This window comes from Clostridioides sp. ZZV14-6153 (assembly GCF_020657855.1).
In the GTDB taxonomy this organism is placed as follows: domain Bacteria; phylum Bacillota; class Clostridia; order Peptostreptococcales; family Peptostreptococcaceae; genus Clostridioides.
The window spans coordinates 81,935-102,315 of the sequence record NZ_JAGWCZ010000008.1; the positions used below are offsets into that span (position 1 = coordinate 81,935).

The 20,381-nt window shown below is 25.6% G+C and carries 13 protein-coding genes and 1 CRISPR repeat array; of the genes, 1 reads left to right on the plus strand and 12 read right to left on the minus strand.

The genetic code is table 11. The features are described 5' to 3' along the window. Nucleotides 1-22: 22 nt before the first annotated feature. From cas4 to KGF46_RS11590, 12 genes are all read right to left on the minus strand, one after another. On the minus strand, nucleotides 23-517 hold the full coding sequence (gene cas4, locus KGF46_RS11535) for a CRISPR-associated protein Cas4 (protein ID WP_227829438.1): 495 nt from the start codon (nucleotides 515-517) through the stop codon (nucleotides 23-25). A gap of 132 nt (nucleotides 518-649) precedes the next feature. Then, nucleotides 650-6,258: direct repeats of the CRISPR family, unit length 30 nt; unit sequence ATTTAAATACATCTCATGTTACTGTTTAAC. 210 nt (nucleotides 6,259-6,468) lie between these two features. Beyond that, nucleotides 6,469-9,036 (minus strand): CRISPR-associated helicase Cas3', encoded by a 2,568-nt coding sequence (gene cas3 / locus KGF46_RS11540; RefSeq protein ID WP_227854554.1) that lies wholly within the window; start codon nucleotides 9,034-9,036, stop codon nucleotides 6,469-6,471. A 23-nt stretch (nucleotides 9,037-9,059) separates the two neighbouring features. Continuing rightward, nucleotides 9,060-9,800: a type I-B CRISPR-associated protein Cas5b gene (gene cas5b, locus KGF46_RS11545; RefSeq protein WP_227830412.1), complete on the minus strand. Its 741-nt coding sequence runs from the start codon at nucleotides 9,798-9,800 to the stop codon at nucleotides 9,060-9,062. 1 nt (nucleotide 9,801) lies between these two features. Beyond that, complete coding sequence (locus KGF46_RS11550; protein WP_227830413.1) at nucleotides 9,802-10,791, minus strand: type I CRISPR-associated protein Cas7; 990 nt, start codon at nucleotides 10,789-10,791, stop codon at nucleotides 9,802-9,804. Beyond that, complete coding sequence (locus tag KGF46_RS11555) at nucleotides 10,784-12,520, minus strand: CRISPR-associated protein Cse4 (protein ID WP_227830414.1); 1,737 nt, start codon at nucleotides 12,518-12,520, stop codon at nucleotides 10,784-10,786. Before KGF46_RS11555 ends, KGF46_RS11550 begins: the two co-directional genes overlap by 8 nt. An 11-nt stretch (nucleotides 12,521-12,531) precedes the next feature. Continuing rightward, the gene (gene cas6 / locus KGF46_RS11560; protein WP_227830415.1) at nucleotides 12,532-13,227 is read right to left on the minus strand and encodes a CRISPR-associated endoribonuclease Cas6; all 696 of its coding nucleotides are present in this window, start codon (nucleotides 13,225-13,227) and stop codon (nucleotides 12,532-12,534) included. Between the two features lie 368 nt (nucleotides 13,228-13,595). After that, a complete protein-coding gene (gene ispG, locus KGF46_RS11565) occupies nucleotides 13,596-14,651 on the minus strand; it encodes a flavodoxin-dependent (E)-4-hydroxy-3-methylbut-2-enyl-diphosphate synthase (protein WP_227830416.1) in 1,056 nt (351 codons plus the stop codon). 176 nt (nucleotides 14,652-14,827) lie between these two features. Next, on the minus strand, nucleotides 14,828-15,832 hold the full coding sequence (rseP, locus tag KGF46_RS11570; protein WP_227830417.1) for an RIP metalloprotease RseP: 1,005 nt from the start codon (nucleotides 15,830-15,832) through the stop codon (nucleotides 14,828-14,830). Between the two features lie 12 nt (nucleotides 15,833-15,844). After that, complete coding sequence (locus KGF46_RS11575; protein ID WP_227830418.1) at nucleotides 15,845-16,999, minus strand: 1-deoxy-D-xylulose-5-phosphate reductoisomerase; 1,155 nt, start codon at nucleotides 16,997-16,999, stop codon at nucleotides 15,845-15,847. A 258-nt stretch (nucleotides 17,000-17,257) separates the two neighbouring features. Further along, nucleotides 17,258-17,461, minus strand: coding sequence for a helix-turn-helix domain-containing protein (locus tag KGF46_RS11580; protein ID WP_227830419.1), 204 nt, complete (start codon nucleotides 17,459-17,461; stop codon nucleotides 17,258-17,260). Nucleotides 17,462-17,653: 192 nt separating this feature from the next. Further along, on the minus strand, nucleotides 17,654-18,757 hold the full coding sequence (locus KGF46_RS11585; RefSeq protein ID WP_227830420.1) for a 4Fe-4S dicluster domain-containing protein: 1,104 nt from the start codon (nucleotides 18,755-18,757) through the stop codon (nucleotides 17,654-17,656). A gap of 1 nt (nucleotide 18,758) precedes the next feature. Next, the gene (locus KGF46_RS11590) at nucleotides 18,759-19,334 is read right to left on the minus strand and encodes a TetR/AcrR family transcriptional regulator (protein WP_227830421.1); all 576 of its coding nucleotides are present in this window, start codon (nucleotides 19,332-19,334) and stop codon (nucleotides 18,759-18,761) included. Between the two features lie 354 nt (nucleotides 19,335-19,688). Between KGF46_RS11590 and KGF46_RS11595 the strand changes: the two genes are divergently transcribed. Continuing rightward, nucleotides 19,689-20,078 carry a hypothetical protein gene (locus KGF46_RS11595; RefSeq protein WP_227830422.1) on the plus strand — a complete coding sequence of 130 codons (390 nt, stop codon included), beginning with the start codon at nucleotides 19,689-19,691 and terminating at the stop codon, nucleotides 20,076-20,078. The last annotated feature ends 303 nt before the right edge of the window (nucleotides 20,079-20,381 follow it).

The following is a 20,381-nucleotide window of genomic DNA, read 5'->3' on the forward strand; positions in this document are numbered from 1 at the left end:
CCTTATATGTCATTATCTAATTTTATATATAACAATACTCATAATAAGCGCATTTTTTACACCCTTTTTTTAAATCTGGATATGGTGCTTTATCACTATTTATTAAATCGATAATTTCCTTTTCTATAGATACAAGCTGTTTTTCAGTTTCTTCACTCAAATCTACAAAAACTATTTTTTTGTCGGTTTTATTTTTTTCTATAAATTCAATTTTTCCTTTTCTAACAATTCCTTTTTCTTTTAATATTTTTAAATATAAAAGAACTTGCCATTTGACAGCTTCTACATCAGCATCAGACTTTTTAATCTCTACTAAATATTCTTTTGTTAATTTATCTATCTTTATATTTTCAATTGCAATTTCTTTATGTTTTGAATTTTTTTCTTTCAGTTCATGAAGAATCCTACCTATTTTTACATCTTCACTATTTTCTTCTAGGTTTATTCTATTGCCAAGTAGCCAACATTGTCTTTTACAATGGAAATAGTAATTTATTAAAGTTCCTGTAAGCTTCATAATATCACCTATTTATTTGATTATTTATATATAAGTATATCATATATTGTCTTATTCAGAATATTAAAATTTATAATTTTACAATATAATTTACTATAAAATTATTTTTATTTAATTTAATATTGTATAATAATTTAAATACATCTCATGTTACTGTTTAACCTAGGCAAAAGATATACAAGAGGTTTTATAATTAAATTTAAATACATCTCATGTTACTGTTTAACATTTAGTTTTGTCTGTTTTGCCAGATAGTCCTTTTTATTTAAATACATCTCATGTTACTATTTAACAGGACAAAGTTATAATACTTGGAGAAATGTTTATTGATTTAAATACATCTCATGTTACTGTTTAACACAATAATTTCGTTTTTCTTCTCTACCTGTTTTAGATTTAAATACATCTCATGTTACTGTTTAACTAAAAATCAATGGGTTTGGACTGGAATTAATATTTATTTAAATACATCTCATGTTACTGTTTAACGTTAGGCAAAATCATTGAAACTACATCTATAAAAATTTAAATACATCTCATGTTACTGTTTAACTTAATAGCTGGGCAGATATTTACCCATACAATAAAAATTTAAATACATCTCATGTTACTGTTTAACCGATTCACCTTTTCTATATCTTGAAAATTTTGTTGAATTTAAATACATCTCATGTTACTGTTTAACAAGTCAGAATTAATTATAATGAAATTTATTTGGAAATTTAAATACATCTCATGTTACTGTTTAACATGTATGGAAAATGTTAATAAGTAGGTGGTAAACCGATTTAAATACATCTCATGTTACTGTTTAACTAAACCATCATCATCTGTTTTTATTTTTACTCTGTATTTAAATACATCTCATGTTACTGTTTAACTAGTTCGAGAAATAGTATTTATAGCTTCATCAGCTATTTAAATACATCTCATGTTAATGTTTAACCATTTTCTGCATCTGTAGCAACTATTTTTAATGTGATTTAAATACATCTCATGTTACTGTTTAACAGCAATGGGACTCACTTCTGCGTCTGAACCATTGTAATTTAAATACATCTCATGTTACTGTTTAACTTCTTTAATATAAGAACATGAACAATACCGCAACCAGATTTAAATACATCTCATGTTACTGTTTAACGCTTGCGCTATGCTTGGTTTTAATGCATCGTATATTTATTTAAATACATCTCATGTTACTGTTTAACCCCCCCACAAATCAGGATAATATTTCCTTAAAGTTCATTTAAATACATCTCATGTTACTGTTTAACAGAAGCAAGTTTGAATAATACATTGGTGGAGTTATCATTTAAATACATCTCATGTTACTGTTTAACTGCAATATAATGAATAAGAAAGGTGGTAATTTGAAAATTTAAATACATCTCATGTTACTGTTTAACGGAATTGTGGTAATCAAATATATTTACTTACGAATGAATTTAAATACATCTCATGTTACTGTTTAACTAATTACAGCAATTTAGAATGTAGTTGATAGAAATGATTTAAATACATCTCATGTTACTGTTTAACTTTTGGTGGTGTTAATATAAAAAGTTTAAAAGATTGATTTAAATACATCTCATGTTACTGTTTAACATACCTTCTGCAATATAATCTTCTAATTCTAAAATTATTTAAATACATCTCATGTTACTGTTTAACCTTTCTTATATAATGAACCATTTCCAAGTTGTTTCATTTAAATACATCTCATGTTACTGTTTAACCTGCTTCGATTCCTTCAAATCTAGTAAACTTTAACAATTTAAATACATCTCATGTTACTGTTTAACTCCTATAGACAATATAAAAGAATTTATTCCATCAGAATTTAAATACATCTCATGTTACTGTTTAACAAACTATATGCAAATTTATACTTAGAATTTAACTGATTTAAATACATCTCATGTTACTGTTTAACAGGAGCAAATCAAGTTTATAAACAATTTAAGGATGGATTTAAATACATCTCATGTTACTGTTTAACCTTACTTGGTTCTTGCCTTACATCAAAATTTATAATATTTAAATACATCTCATGTTACTGTTTAACATGTCAAATTATATATAATCCTCGTTCAACTCTTTCATTTAAATACATCTCATGTTACTGTTTAACACTGAAACAATTAATTGTATTTAAATACATCTCATGTTACTGTTTAACCCTCTTATAAATAGTAAAAACTATGACCTAATAATATTTAAATACATCTCATGTTACTGTTTAACACTTTTGGACTTTTAGAAAAATTGTGTTTACTCCAGTATTTAAATACATCTCATGTTACTGTTTAACCATCTAAGATATGATATAATAAAAACAAGGAAATAAATTTAAATACATCTCATGTTACTGTTTAACGAGGATAATATAAAAGCTACTGTTTTGGTAGGCTTATTTAAATACATCTCATGTTACTGTTTAACAAAAGGTTTTATGTAAAATATATGGAGGAATAAATAATTTAAATACATCTCATGTTACTGTTTAACTTTAAAATATAACTTAAAAGACTATAGTAATTTAAATTTAAATACATCTCATGTTACTGTTTAACTGAATTTTTGGACAATCTTATTTTAAATTCTTTGAAATTTAAATACATCTCATGTTACTGTTTAACCTTAGAAAACAAGTTAGATGCACTTTTAAAATTGAAATTTAAATACATCTCATGTTACTGTTTAACACTTTATCCCCTCCTTTTTTATATTTGATAATATAATTTAAATACATCTCATGTTACTGTTTAACAGAAATAGAAATTTTAAAAAAACAAGATAACTATAGATTTAAATACATCTCATGTTACTGTTTAACCAAAAAAGCACCTCCTTTACAAACTTTTTATATTTAATTTAAATACATCTCATGTTACTGTTTAACTAAACAAGTCTAACGACATCATATATATCATCTTTAGATTTAAATACATCTCATGTTACTGTTTAACTTATTCATTTAATACTGAGGGAGATATGGAACTGGCGTATTTAAATACATCTCATGTTACTGTTTAACATAAAAAGTAATATCTAAAATAGTTTTATAACCTATTTAAATACATCTCATGTTACTGTTTAACAAGTTAATGATAAACCACTTTAAAAAATTTAACAACATTTAAATACATCTCATGTTACTGTTTAACGAATTTTATACAGCATATACTCCATATCAAGCAGAAATTTAAATACATCTCATGTTACTGTTTAACCTATTACTCCACCAATAATCGAAGGAGCAGGAGATAAATTTAAATACATCTCATGTTACTGTTTAACAAGTCATTCTGATCTAAAGTAAGTTATTATTTAAAAATTTAAATACATCTCATGTTACTGTTTAACAATTAAGAAACAAATTCAAAACTAGAGAAATAAGAGTATTTAAATACATCTCATGTTACTGTTTAACTCTTTATCCCAAGAAACGCCCCTAACTTTAGTTTTATTTAAATACATCTCATGTTACTGTTTAACTATCTCTATTTAAAGAAGCAACATAACCAGCACTTTATTTAAATACATCTCATGTTACTGTTTAACAGAGAATCAAGTTGAACGGAATCGAGGGTTAAACTTATTTAAATACATCTCATGTTACTGTTTAACTTAGCCAAATTACCACCCCCAAAGAAGTCAAAGCATATTTAAATACATCTCATGTTACTGTTTAACAGAGTTTGATTTTCGGGAGCATTAGAAGAAAAATCAATTTAAATACATCTCATGTTACTGTTTAACATATCAATAACTTGTTTAAAATGAATACTAGACTCAATTTAAATACATCTCATGTTACTGTTTAACGAGATAATAAAGACTATATCTTTATACATGTACATAAATTTAAATACATCTCATGTTACTGTTTAACGGAGGAGAATAATTCTTCAAATCAATAGTAGAACCTATTTAAATACATCTCATGTTACTGTTTAACTCGAAAACAATATTATCTTTAACAGAATTAATTAAAATTTAAATACATCTCATGTTACTGTTTAACTTTTATTTATTCAAATATCATAGCAGTATCATAAAGTATTTAAATACATCTCATGTTACTGTTTAACACTTCACTCATATTTTTATCAACTGTATCAAACATTATTTAAATACATCTCATGTTACTGTTTAACAGGAATCAATTTTACCCTATTTGGAACTATTGCTTCATTTAAATACATCTCATGTTACTGTTTAACGCATTGCAGCAGAATCTTTTCCTCCACTAAAACTTGATTTAAATACATCTCATGTTACTGTTTAACAGGTTTGGGTGTACAAATGTATTAAAACCAATAGAATTTAAATACATCTCATGTTACTGTTTAACTTATATCTCATCCTTTCTATCATCAATTAATATATATTTAAATACATCTCATGTTACTGTTTAACAAACTAAATTAGGCTTAAAGGCTAAAGAATCTACAGATTTAAATACATCTCATGTTACTGTTTAACATAATATTATAACACAAATAATTGATAGGAGTGTGTATTTAAATACATCTCATGTTACTGTTTAACGTCAGCTTTGAATGTTGCTTGTGTGGAGTTATAAGAATTTAAATACATCTCATGTTACTGTTTAACTAGTTGAATATTTCTCAAAATCATCACTGGTTACTATTTAAATACATCTCATGTTACTGTTTAACTGTTACAGAGAAACAAATAGAAGAAAATCAAGTTGAATTTAAATACATCTCATGTTACTGTTTAACGCGTTTGTAAAATAAACAATATAAGCAATATTACAAATTTAAATACATCTCATGTTACTGTTTAACTTTGTAACTAGGTAAGTCCAAACAGAAATACCCCAATTTAAATACATCTCATGTTACTGTTTAACTTTATTCGACAATAAAAAAAGAGACAGTTATCCTCAATTTAAATACATCTCATGTTACTGTTTAACCGGCAAAACAAATATGGTATAGATATACTTACTATAATTTAAATACATCTCATGTTACTGTTTAACACGTAAAAAAGTAAAGCTTATAAATGCAAAAACAGGATTTAAATACATCTCATGTTACTGTTTAACTTACCGAACATGTCAGCATCATTTGCAATGTCTATATTTAAATACATCTCATGTTACTGTTTAACAGTTGATAATTCTATTAAAGATAGTTTTAACGTTGTATTTAAATACATCTCATGTTACTGTTTAACTACAAGTTGTTTTGCAGATGCTCCTGCCGTTTTTGCATTTAAATACATCTCATGTTACTGTTTAACCATCTCCTAATCAACAATTACAAAGATTTAGAATCATTTAAATACATCTCATGTTACTGTTTAACCTTGTTCCACATTTGCCAATACCATCTGTCACCTCTATTTAAATACATCTCATGTTACTGTTTAACTGATGCAGATTGTACTGGTGCATTTGGATCATCAAAATTTAAATACATCTCATGTTACTGTTTAACCATTGCTTGGAGTAATGTTATTTTAGCTTTACCACTATTTAAATACATCTCATGTTACTGTTTAACTTTATATAGCCAGTAAAATGATACTTAACTTTAGATATTTAAATACATCTCATGTTACTGTTTAACGATATGCTAAAAAGAAAAAATATAGTAAAGAAGAATATTTAAATACATCTCATGTTACTGTTTAACTTTGTCAGTTGAATGTCAGTAATACCATGCTTTTACATTTAAATACATCTCATGTTACTGTTTAACCACTGTAAAAGCAATATCTCTTAAAAGTATATTGCTTTTAAACACATTGAAAAGACTGATATATAGATTTTTTATCCCAGCTAATCATAAAAAATCTATAAAAGTTGTAAAATATTTAAATTTCAATACTTATAAACTACTCTTCATTAATTAACTTGGGATAAATTTTAATTACACTATACTATATATCCTATTTATAATCTAAACCTACTATATATACTCATGTTCTACATTTTCATTAAATTTGCTTCTATCAAATTTACCATCTGTAAAATACTGTTCACCATCATCAATATAAAAAATATCTCCTATATAATCATTAAATGAATTATCAAATTTACGAAGTTTATACGTAAAATAATCTAATTTTTCCATAATGTCAGACATCTTTACTCTTTTTTCAGAATACTCAATATCATTATTTTTCAATAGAGAAACATAATCTTCCCAAACATCACTTCCTACAACTATATTTCCAGATTCATCTTCTACTTGAGTGTTCAAAAAAATTGTATAATCTCTTAATTTATCTATCAATGTCATCCTTTCATTTACTGATTTAAAATCTAATTTACCTACAATATCATTTGTAAAAACATCTATATTTTCGTCATTATGTTTATTTTTATTTTCTTCTATTCTAGCTATTATTTTGTCATAGTACTTTTCAAAATCTTTTTCTAAAATAATTTCTCTATTGCTCTCCTCATTCAGGGTTAAATTTTTCTCTTTTCTAATATCTTTCCTATATATCTCTTTTGCATCATCTAAATTAAAAAAATAAACTTTTGAATCTAATTTTTTACAAGACCTATTTATCCTTCCCAAAAATTGTTCGTCTGAATCAATTATAGATATATCTTTAAATCCCAAATCCATATCTATATCCACTCCAGCTTCTACAACTTGTGTAGCAACTAAGATTACAGATCCTATATCTTTAATTTTATTTATTATTTTTTTTCTCTCTAGTTTATTATCATCTCCTGTTATCAAATAAATGCTTTCTGACTTATCCTTCAGCTTTTCTTTAATATTCTTATAAAATTTTAATGCTGATGATTTCTTTATAAACTCTATTAGTATCTTATTATATCTTTCTGATTCCTCTACAACCTTTTTTACTATTTCTTCAATAGAATTAACTTCTGAATTTAACATTTCAAAACTTATATTTACTCTATCTTTAAAAAGTGGATTCTTAAAATACTTATCTCTGTACCTTACTAAATAAGCAAAATTATCATCATTACATCCTAATTTATTTAATCTAGGTAAAGTTGCAGACATTATAATAATTTTTATATTTAATATTTCAGCATACTTTTCTAAGAATAAAATAATCTCTTTCCATATCTCATTTTTATAACTTTGTATCTCATCTAATATAACTACACTATTTATCATATGTATCAATGGGAAACTTTCTTCTCTTGAAACTCCAAATAAATAATTAAAAAAACCTATGTTAGTAGTAAGTACTATAGGATAGTGTAAAAACTGTTTATTTAGCAAGGATTTTTCATAGTCAATTTTTTGTTTTGTGCTATACTCTTTAACATCTTTATTATCTTCTTCTTCATCATATGTCTGTATCGGAGTTATAGAATTTATAACCACAACATCCTTTTCTATATCTTTAACAGAATTAAACAAATCATTTATAAATATACTTTTAGTTTGTTCTATTAATGTATTAAATGGAAATATATAAAATATTTTAATTAATGATTGATTTAATTCTATAAATTTTAATGCTAAATTTATAGATGTAACAGTTTTTCCACTTCCAGTAGGTGCTTCTAAGTAAAATATATTTTTACTTAGATTATATGTCATTGTTTCTTCAGCTTCTATACTCATCTCTGTTCTCAATTTATTTATATCATTATCTTCATATGGACATTTTTCATCGTTATTTAGATATTCTCTGTACCTATTCATATTTTCATATATTTTAGATTTTTTAAATACATCATAATATTTATTATGATTATCAATAGTCCCAAAATCATCTATAGATTTTCCACTATTATATTCTGATGTGGCATAAAAGTCACAAGATGTAATAATTGCAAACATTAATTTTGAATATATATATAAGTCTATATCTAAACCATCTTTTATAAAACTATCATCCAAATACTTATATGTATCACTAATTATTTTTTTAATAGTTTTTGAAGTTGATTTAATCTCTAAATTATAATTATGTATAAATAAATCTTTAAAATTATCTTCAATATTTATAAATTCATTCTCAAAAGAAGATAAAAATTCCCTAAATGATTTCAAGACTCCATGGTGCTTTGATATTACATATGTATTTATCATTAAAAACAACTTCAATAGCTTTTTCTCTTCAACATCAGCTTTCTTTAACTTTTCAAAATAATAATCAAAATACAATATAGACGAAATAAAAGAATGTTTAGTATATCTTGTTGAAATACTTTTAAAATTTTTGTTGTTCATTTTTACAGATTGAAATGAAACATTAATTTTACCTAAATCATGCATGTAAACCATATTTAACATAAGTTCTCTATAAAAATCCTTACTTAAATAAGAGTTATTTTTAAAGAATTTATCTTCTATTCTTTTTAAACAAGATTCTAAATCTCTTTTGATACATAATTTCATAAAGTATGAGTATACCAAATCTGAATGTTCTTTCAAAGTTTCTGGAGATTTGTCCTTATTTATATGTGCATAAATATTTTGATAATTATTTACATTGCTATTTATATCAAATAATTCAACTTTTTCAAAATACATATATTCCTCCTAGATTCATAAATTTAAATAAACATTAAATTCATATCCCTTACTTCATATACATCTTTTTTACTAAGCAATTTAACTGGTATATTAGTAAATATTATGGTTTCTAAAATATATTGATTAGTTATTCTATCTAACTTACAAGGAAGCTTCTCTTGATACTTAAAAGGTTCTTCATAATCATCGTCATCATCAAAATCATATTTTTCAAATTCAAAATCTTCCCTTGTAAAAAAACTATCTATTCTATCAACACTTTCTGATTTATAAACATCAATAATTAGTTCAATTCCACTTATATTTGCTATATGGTCGTTTTTTCCTAAATAAGGTATGTAAACAAATTTATTAGATAAAAATCTATTTTTCAGATCTCTACAAATATCTGTATCTTCTAATTGTATATATATATCCCAACTAGGATTTTCAAGCCATTGCTCTTTTACTATTAGATTTCCCCCTTTTTCTTCTGAAGCATATCCTACAGAATTATTAAATCTCTGAATCTTTTTATCTATATATCCAAATTCATTTTTGGGAACTATCGATATTTTTATATTCTCAAGTTCAGAGTAGAATTCAGGATATTCATCATCTTTAGTCTGTTGATTATATCCCTTAAGTCCCAAGCAAGATCCCAAAATTCCCATAAGTGCGACTTTATGTATATTTCCATAAGTAAAACAGACTATACTATTTACATCTGGCTTTTTAAAAAATGCAGTTCTCCCACTTAAGTTAAACTTTAAGACTTCCATCTTATACCTCTTTTCTTGTAAATATGTTTATAAACTTTACTTTATCTAATTTTGATGCTATTTTCTCTTTTGAAGGTTTTATTTCTGTTTTATATGGATTGTAATATATTTCTATACTATTAATTTCTTCTCCTAAGTCAATCATTAAGTCAATCATATTTAAAGAAATCAAATCATTTTCACTTTCTTTCTTTTTAAATGCTATATATTGAGTTAAATCTGGTAAATATACTTCTTCATTTGTTTCAATAAATATTGCAAATTCATTTTCACATCCGATTTTTGAATTTGTATTAAATGCAGTCGCACTCACTAAAGCAACTTCTTTAAATTTTTTATAATCATTTTCAGTATACCCCTCAGTCACACCCATACTAACAAAAGCTTCATAGGCCTTTGGATTTATTGAAAAAGGATAAAAATAATGAGCTTCATCACTAACTATTTTTTTACCTAAAGTAGTTGAATTAGCATCTTCCTTTTCTTCTTCATTTGTCGATTTTTTCTTATCTTTGGCTTTCGGGTCTCTAAATGGAGAAAGTATTTGTTGCTCTTCAACATTGCTATCTTCATACTTATTAAATCCTTGACCAATTTGTACTGCTCCTGTAATTCCTATATTATTTCCTACTTCTGCAAATGTAGCTCCAAAGTTTTTGACATCAATAGCTTTAAATAAATTTTCTAACACATTTTGTTGATTTTTTTCTACCTTTAAATCTTCTATATCAAACAATTCTTCATATCTCTCTTTTAGCGACTTTGGTCTGACTTTGATTTCTCCTTTCTTAGATTCATCTATTTTTAATGACTTTATATATAATACTTTTTCACCTTCATTTTCCCACATTTTCTTCATGGGAAATTTAAGAGCTTTGTCACTTCCAAAAATTTCTCCTGTTGATATAGTTTTTGGATATCCAGAAAAATCAGCATTCCAATTTGACATTACAGATTTTATTCCTAACACCCCATATACTCTTTTATTCATCTTCTTTCTCCTCTCCTTTTGTATATATTAAATTAGAATATAGGTAACCACCTATTAATAAATCCCCATTAATTTTTTTATCTTCTACTTCATATCCTACAATCATAGCATATAAATTATCAACTCTCTTACTACCATAATCTATGGCATAATTATATTTTTTAAACAACTTCCTTATCTCTAGCATAAGCTTTTCCTTATTTCGTGCATTTAATATAGGATTAATTAGAGAATGATTCTTATTTTTTGATGATTTATTTTTAGATATAAGATATGAAGCTAATTGTCCAATTGCAAAATAGTATTCTTCATCACTTTGTATACATTGTGTTTGTTTAGAATTTATTTTTTCAAATAAAGATTCACTAATACATTTTATTTTATCTGCCATTTTATATCCTCCATAAAAATAATTTATTATAGCTATTCTTAAGTTATACTGTTCCTTGGCTCTTACATAGTTATTGTTTTTTATAGAATTTTTAATTATATCCATAGAATATTTTGAAAAAGTTTGTCTTACTATATTATCCCTACCTTTATAAAACCATGTATATAACCCGTCTCTATTTCTAACAAATATATCTCTTAGAATTAAATCATTTAAGTTTATTTCTTTAACTTCTCTGAAATAACTATTACACATAAATTTATTAAAATATATAGTATCAATAGTTTTTTCTAATTTTTTAAGATTATTAATATATCCTACTTCTAAACTTGGATTTAAACCATACTTGTCATATTCTATTGGTATTACAAACTTTACATTTATTTTTTTTATTTTAGTATTTAAATTTACCACAGTATCAAAATCATGTATCTCTAATTCTTTCTCTTTTTTTATTCTCAGTATATAGCCACTAAATTCGTTTGGTATATCAGTTTTCCTATGAATTCCTTTTTCACTACTTATATATACTACCTCTTCTCCATTAGCAGCTTTATTCATTAAATAATCAAAAAAAGCCTTTTGTAAGAAAACTTCGTCTTCACTAACCAGATAAGGTGTTGAATTCTTTCTTGTTTTTAATTTTAAAAACGGCTTTTTTTCACTTAATTGCATATTGTCGTTTGGTAACCCATAAGTCTTACCATCAATAATTATATTGAAGTAGTTTTTATTGTATATATTTGGATGTAAATATTTTTGATTTTCTCTATTGTATAAATCTATTTTTTCATCAAAAAATATTTTCAAATAATTTTTATCTTTTTTATTATTTTCAACTAGAGTAAATATATTATCTTTTATCCATGTTCTTATTTTATTTAATTTTTTTTCATCTACTTTACCATATTCCTTTTCCATTAAATCATAAATCTCTTTTTTTCTTTTATCAGATTTATATTTGATTCTTGGATTTAATAAAGCATCATAATAATTATCAATAATGTCTTCTGTAAGTTTTACATTATTATTCTTATTAGGTTTTAAGTTTTCCTTTTTTACAAAAAATGAAAGATAATTATTACTATGTATTAGTTTTTTTGAATCAATTGGTTTATCTATAGACACCAGTTTTGATAGATAATCTAACTCACAAAATTTACTATATATTTGTGTAGTATTGTCTACATCATTTTTTGAGATTTCTAATTTTTCTATTTTTGAAAAATCTTTTACCAATATATACGTTCCATAAGATAAAACATAGCTATCAGTTATCAAGCTATTACCTGTAGATTTATATTCTTTTTCAAAAATCTCTAAACAATCCTTTAACAAATCTTCACCTCCTATAACCATCTATAGTTTACAAAACCAAATCCACGAGAATTAATTTCTCCAACCCCAACTCCAAGTGCAAAGTTTGCAATTTCTTGAGCCATATCATTTTCTGATACTTTAAAACTTATTTTATCTCCAAGTAAGGATATATTTTTGTATTTCATGGAAATAGGTTTTTTGTTTATAAACTTAATCATATTAAATAATTCAAAGTTTTCATCTATTTTACTGTTGGTAAATTCATTGTATTTTTTTATTAAATTTTCCCTAATCCTATTTTCTAAATCTTCTACTGTTTTACTACTCCTCCAATATCCATCCTCAAATTTAGCTATTATTGGAGTAATCGAATAAATACTTTCAATATGTTTTTTAGGTAAAACTTTTTTACTCATTGTAATAACCTTTATTTTATTAGAGTATTGATTTTTTAAATTGTTCATAAAATATATTCCCAATTCACTATCAACTGTTCTAATAATAAAAGTATATATACAATCCTTCTTATAAACCTTATCTTTTTCTAAAGGATACAGTAAATTAAAAGAATAATTTTTAAATTTATTCTCATTGTGAAATTCCTTATATTTTTCTTCCATAACTAATGTATTATCTATTAATTTACGTATTTCTTTGGCTGTATTATCTAAAGCAATATTTTCAAAAAGATATACTTTTACAGATAATTCTATACATTTAATCAATTGACAACGCTCCTAACTTTATGATAATCCATATTAATGGATTAAATATATTAAAATTTTTATATCTATCTAATAACAATAAATCATAAAATACAACTTCTATTTATAAAATTCTTTATTTTTTAACCTTTTCCTTTAATTTTTTTTATTCTTTATTCGACAAACAAAAATGTATACTTTTAATATATAGTATTACAAGCACTTCAATAATTTAAATATAAGTTTAAATTATTGAAGTGCTTGTAATACTCCTTATAAATTATTAAATTAATAAAATTCAAAACAGCTAGATAATTAAATACTATAAATAAAATTTATTTCAAAAGTATTTAATCATCTAGCTGTTTAATATGTTTTAAATACATACTCTATAACTTATCAATTTCATCCAGTAACTCATCAACCAATTTGTCACCATTAATCATTCTTACAATTTCGCCTTTTTTAAATAAAAGACCTTCACCCTTACCACCAGCAATACCTATATCAGCTTCTCTAGCCTCACCAGGTCCGTTTACAGCACAACCCATAATTGCAACAGTAATATCTTTTTCCATACTACCAATCTTATCTTCAACTTCATTTACAACACTAATTAAATCTATATTACATCTACCACATGTAGGACATGATATAACTTTAATCTTATCATTTAAAAGACCCAAACTTCTTAAAATCTGTTTACCAACAACAACCTCTTCAACAGGGTCACCTGTCAAAGATATTCTGACAGTATCTCCAATTCCTTTAAGAAGAAGTGCTCCCACACCTATAGAAGACTTTATTGTTCCTTTATGAATACTTCCAGATTCAGTAATTCCAACATGAAGAGGGTAATCAACTTTTTTTGATATTAATTCATATGCATCAACAGTTTTATAAATATCAGATGATTTTAGAGAAATAACTATATTATAAAAACCTAAATCTTCAAGAATCTTAATATGCCCCATTGCACTTTCAACTAATGCTTCAGCAGTTGCAGAGCCATATTTTTTTAAAATTTCTTTTTCTAGAGAGCCCCCATTGACACCAATTCTAATTTTCAAATTTTTTTCCTTGCATTTCTCAACAACCATTCTAACTCTTTCTATGTTCCCGATATTACCAGGATTTATTCTAACACCATCTACACCTTGTTCTATAGCTTCAAGTGCTAACTTATAATCAAAATGTATATCAGCAATAACAGGTATATTTACACTAGATTTTATCTTTCTTATATTTTTAGCTGCTTCCATATCAGGAACAGCAACTCTAACTATATCACAACCAGCTTCTTCTAATCTTTTTATTTGAGCTATTGTACCCTCTGCATCTCTTGTATCAGTGTTTGTCATAGATTGTATGCTTATAGGATTTTCGCCTCCTATTTTTACACTCCCAACACTAACTTCTCTTGTCTTTCTTCTCTCGTAACTCATATTTCACCTCTATATATTATTTTATATTAAAATCATTCAATATCTAAAAAAATACTACAAACTACATATATATTATAAATTAAAAAGCTATATAGTTAAACAGCTAAGAATAAATTTAATCTTTTAAAACTAATTTATTCTCACTTAAAACTACATAGCCTTTTTAAACTTTATAATTATTGAAATAACCTTAATATATCTTTATATGTTATAAAAAGCATAAATAACATTAAGGCCCCAAATCCAACTACATTTATCATACCTTCTTTATTTGGGTCAAGTTTTTTACCGCCTCTAACAGCTTCTAATAATAACATAAGTATTCTCCAACCATCAAGAGCTGGTATTGGTAATAAGTTTACTATACCTAAATTTAAACTTATTACAGCTGCCAAATATACTACATTTATAATACCTGTTTGAGCTGCATCTGATACCATACCAATAACGCCTACTGGTCCTGCAACAGCATTACCAATTCCTCCTGGTACACGTCCTGTAACCATTTGACCTAAGAATGTTAACATCTGTTTTGTCATATCCACAGTAGTTTTACATGCATTCACTATTGAGCCAAAGAAATCTTTTTCTCTTTGTGGCTGAATTCCTATTTCATACTTTCCATTGTTATCCTTAGGAGTTACATTTACAACTTTATCGCTTCCATCCCTAGTTATACTAAGCTTCAATTCTCCACCAGAAGAAGTATTTATCATATTTGCAACTTCATCCCAAGTCTTAACAGAATTACCATTTATTTTATTTATCTTATCTCCTTCTTGAAGTCCTACTGTTTGGGCAGGAGTATTGGGCATTATTTTCCCAAGTGTAGTAGTTGGAGAACCTATATACAAAAACACTGGTACTAAAAGTACTGCTGCCAATATTATATTAAATATTGGTCCTGCCACAATAGTACTAAATCTTTGTAATATAGATTTATTTCCAAAAGAATTTGGACTTATTTGTTCTTCGTCTTCACCCTCCATACTTACATATCCACCAATTGGAAGAGCTCTTATGGAATACTCTGTATCTTTTTTTACACTATATATCTTAGGTCCCATACCTATAGAAAACTCATTTACCTTAATCCCACTTCTTTTTGCAAATATAAAATGTCCTAATTCATGTATTAATACAATTATACTAAATAGTATTAATGCAGCTATTATAGTCATAAATTCACCTTCCTATTTTTTTATCAGATTTTCAACATAAGCTCTACTCCATCTATCTGTTTCCAAAATTTGTTCTAACGTTGGTTTACTTATGCTTTTATGAACCTCTAAAGTTTTCTCTATGTAATATGGTATGTCATAGAAACCAATTTTATCCTCTAAAAATTCACTTACTAAAACTTCATTTGCAGAATTTAAAACAGAAGAATAAGTTCCACCCATCTTTAGACATTCATAAGCTAATTTTAAACATGGAAAAGTCTCTAAGTCTGGTTCTTCAAAAGTTAAAGTATTAAATTTTGCAAAATTCATTCTTTCAAAACTACTTTCCATCCTATCTGGATATGTAAGGGCATACTGTATAGGCAACCTCATATCTGGACATCCTAATTGTGCAATTATAGAGCTATCTGTATACTGTACCATTGAGTGAATTATACTTTGTGGATGAACCACTACATCTATATTTTCTTGTTTTACTCCAAATAGCCATCTAGCTTCTATTACTTCTAGTCCTTTATTCATAAGCGTTGAAGAATCAATGCTTATTTTTCTACCCATACTCCAGTTTGGATGCTTTAAAGCTTCATTTTTAGTTATATTTAAAAGTTCTTCTTTTTTCTTTCCTCTGAACGGTCCACCAGAAGCTGTAAGTATTATTTTTTCTATATTTTTATTATTCTCTCCATTTAAACACTGAAATATAGCACTATGTTCACTATCAACAGGAAGAATATTTACATTATATTTTTTTGCCTCTGCCATTACAAGCTCGCCAGCAGTTACTAATGTCTCTTTATTCGCTAATGCTATGTCAATTCCCTTTTTTATGGCGCAAAGTGTTGGAACTAATCCTATCATTCCCACAACAGCAGTTAAAAGTACATCAATTTCATCTAACGATGATATTATTTTTAATCCTTCCATCCCTGTTAAAACTTCTATCTCTATATTTTGTGGCAATATTTCCTTTAATTTTAATGCTTTACTTTCCTCAAAAACTGTTACATATTTAGGTCTAAATTCTACAATTTGTTCAAGTAGTAATTCAATACTACTATTAGCTGATATTGCAACTACTTCAAACTTGTCTCTATTTTCTCTAACTACATCTAAAGTTTGCTTACCTATAGAGCCTGTAGAACCTAAAATTGATATTTTTTTCATATGATAATCCTTTCTAATAATAAATATACCCTACCAAGACATTATAACACTACTAAAACAATTATTTTTACTATTCACAAAAACTTCATATAATTACTGGAAAAATATATTTAGTTTACATTATAGCATTACTCTTTAATTTTAATTTATTCACATATAGTTACTTTTATTTTTAATCCAGTAAAGCTCTATCTATTAAATTAAACCTTAGCTATTCTTTATGTGTTTTTACAATATTATTAAAATATTTTAGCATCATTAAACATCCTTTTTTATTTCTACAACATCTTCTATTTTACAGTCTAGTGCTAAACATATCTTTTCCATTGTATCCATAGAAACAGACTTATCATTTCCTAATCTACCTAAAACAGAAATACTTATACCTGATATATTTACAAATTCCATCTTTTTTATTTTTCTATCAATTAGCAATTTCCACAATGGAGTGTATGAAATCATTTTATCACCTCTTCTAAAATCTATTTTATCATATTTTATCTATTTTGAAAAATTTTCATCTTTTTCGATAAATAATCCCTTATTCAAAATCAGCTAAGACCATGCTCTCTCAATATTGATAAATAAATTCATTTTCATATAACAATAAATAGCACCTATCAAAAATCAGGTGCTATTTAATATTTAAATTTATTAATCAATTTGATAATCTTCCATAACATATTCAGAGACATTCTTTGATGCTTTACAATAGTATGTACAGCTTCCACAATGTATACATCTTTCAGGATGATACGAAGATAATAGAACATCATAATTATTATCTATCATTTGTACAATTTTTGATATATTGACTTTTGCAGGACATTTTCTTGTACACACACCACATTTTTTACATTTATTTTTATTGCTTATGTTTGATGGTTTAGAATATGCAGCAAAATTTCCAAAATACGAAAAATCATCTTTTTCTGTTGCTTCAAAACAGGACATTACTCCATTACCTTTATATAATAATTTATCTTCATTTTCTTTAAATGTATTTTTTAAAATATTTGAGATATTATCTGTTGGATATATGTATGCTACTCTAGCACTTCCATTGGATAAGTCAGCTATAGTAATAAAACGTCCTGTATCATAACATTTATTTATAATTTTACATATTTGATATACACTTTGAAGATTTAATACTAAAATACCATTATTTACTGGAAATTCATTTTTCTCTAAACTTATACCAAGTACCTGTTGTATAAGGAAATGCTCTTCTCCCATAGGATATCGTGATGAAACTATTTTAAGAGAAAAACTACCATCCGTTTCTAATCTTTTATTTTTAGATACCATAATTACATCTTGCAAACCAAGTGCTTCTTTTAAATAATAAATAGAATGAACTATCTCTGAATATCTATTTTCCAATATCCATTCATCATGGACAAGCCCAGGGTCACATTCAACAGCATTAATCAATAATATCTTCTTGTCTAATTCTAATGAACAAAACTTTTTGATTTTTTCTGATATAAAAAAACTATTTCCACTCATACCAGTAATCTTTACTTTCTCAAGTTCTGCAATCAATTCATCTCTTGTAATATTTGTTGTAAAATCTGACATTCTTAATTCTTTTCCAATTAACTCAGGTGAAGATAGAGCAACCACCTTACCTAGATAATTTTTTACGATTTTCCTATTACCCTTTCCATATTTTTGTTTTTCTTTCTTTTGAATTGTCTTTAATTTATAATTATTTTTAACTATTTTCTTATTTATAAGAGATTGACTGTGCATACTATTCTCCCTCCTTAAAATTTTCTAAGTAAAAATATTCAACATGCATCCTAAATAATTCCATTAATTTTTCTACATCATACTTTGCTGTGTGGTATAGAAAAAATGGAGCATATAATTCCATTGCAAGCACTTCTGGATTTTTTGAAATCATTATCCCATCTTCTATTAATTTTTCAAAAGTTAGTTTCTGAGAAGTTATTGGAAACTCAATAAAAAAATCATTAAAAATTTGAGCCATTTTCTCGTTTTTGAATTGCTCAATAAGAAGAACTCTACGAAACATCACCATCCACTCATCGTTAATTTGAAAATCAAACATTGAAATACACACTTGAACAAAGCTTTCCATGTTAACACATATAGAATTTTGTGCATAATCACACTGTTTTAAAAAATGTGCCTTAGATTTTTCTACAATATCATCAAATATAGCTTGCTTACTTGGGTAATGTTTATACAAGGCACTATTACTTACACCAACAGCATCCGCTATACTTCTTATAGACACTGCATCAAAGCCCTTTACTGAAAATAATTTCATAGATTCATTTAATATTTTTTCCTTTGTATTCATAATTTAACTCCTCTTCGCAAAATAAGGTGAGCGATTGCTCACTTTTATTATAGTAACCAATCGCTCACCTTGTCAATAGTTTTTTATTTTATACTGTTTTAAGTTTTCAAAAATATGTCTTAAAATAATCTGTATCTACTTAAAAAGCTTTACAGAAAATTATACTTATTATTTATTAGCTTTAAGTAATGATAGAAGTAATTTCTTCTGATTATAAATTTACATAATCATTAGCCCAAGTTAATATAACATTCCAAAAAATAAAAAACATCAATGTTACTATTTTATATAAATATGCTAAAATAAAACGAAGTAATGGATTAAAAAACTATACTATTAATAGAGGGTAATTAAATGAAGCAGAGTGAAAAAAGAGAAAATGAATTTATAAAAAATAGATGGACTTTAGCTGTCATAGAAAAAGAAAAAAAGGTTACTCGTATCATTCGTTACTTACTAACAACACTTGCTATCATTGCTCTATTTACTCCTGTAAAAATCAAATTTTCCATCTATATATTTATATTATTGTTCAATTGGATGATGTATTTATGGCTATATCCTAAAATGCTAATAGAAATGCCTAAAACAAAAGAACTCAGAAAGTATCATATACCATTTCCTCTAACTACATGTATATTATCTATGTTAGTTCTACTTTTATCAACAAACACCTTAAATACACCAAATAATGAAAGATTTAGTTTTGCTGGAATTTACATGATAGTATTGATAAAGAAATAAATCCTTCTCGCTCTGGGAACGATTACTATCTTAAAATAAATGTAAAGAATAAAATAAAAAAAATGAAAGTTTCTAATAATATGTATGATTCGACAAATAAAAACAACTCAATTCAACTTTGTAAAAGAAAAAGTATCTTTGGTTATGAATACTGGACATTGTACAAATAACATAATTACATTATTAATAAAATCAAATTGAAATCAACTTAGTTATTATATAAACATTTTATTCTTACGATTATTAATATAAATAAAACCACTAAGAAAAAGCATTAGCTCCCTTACTAATGCTTTTATCTAT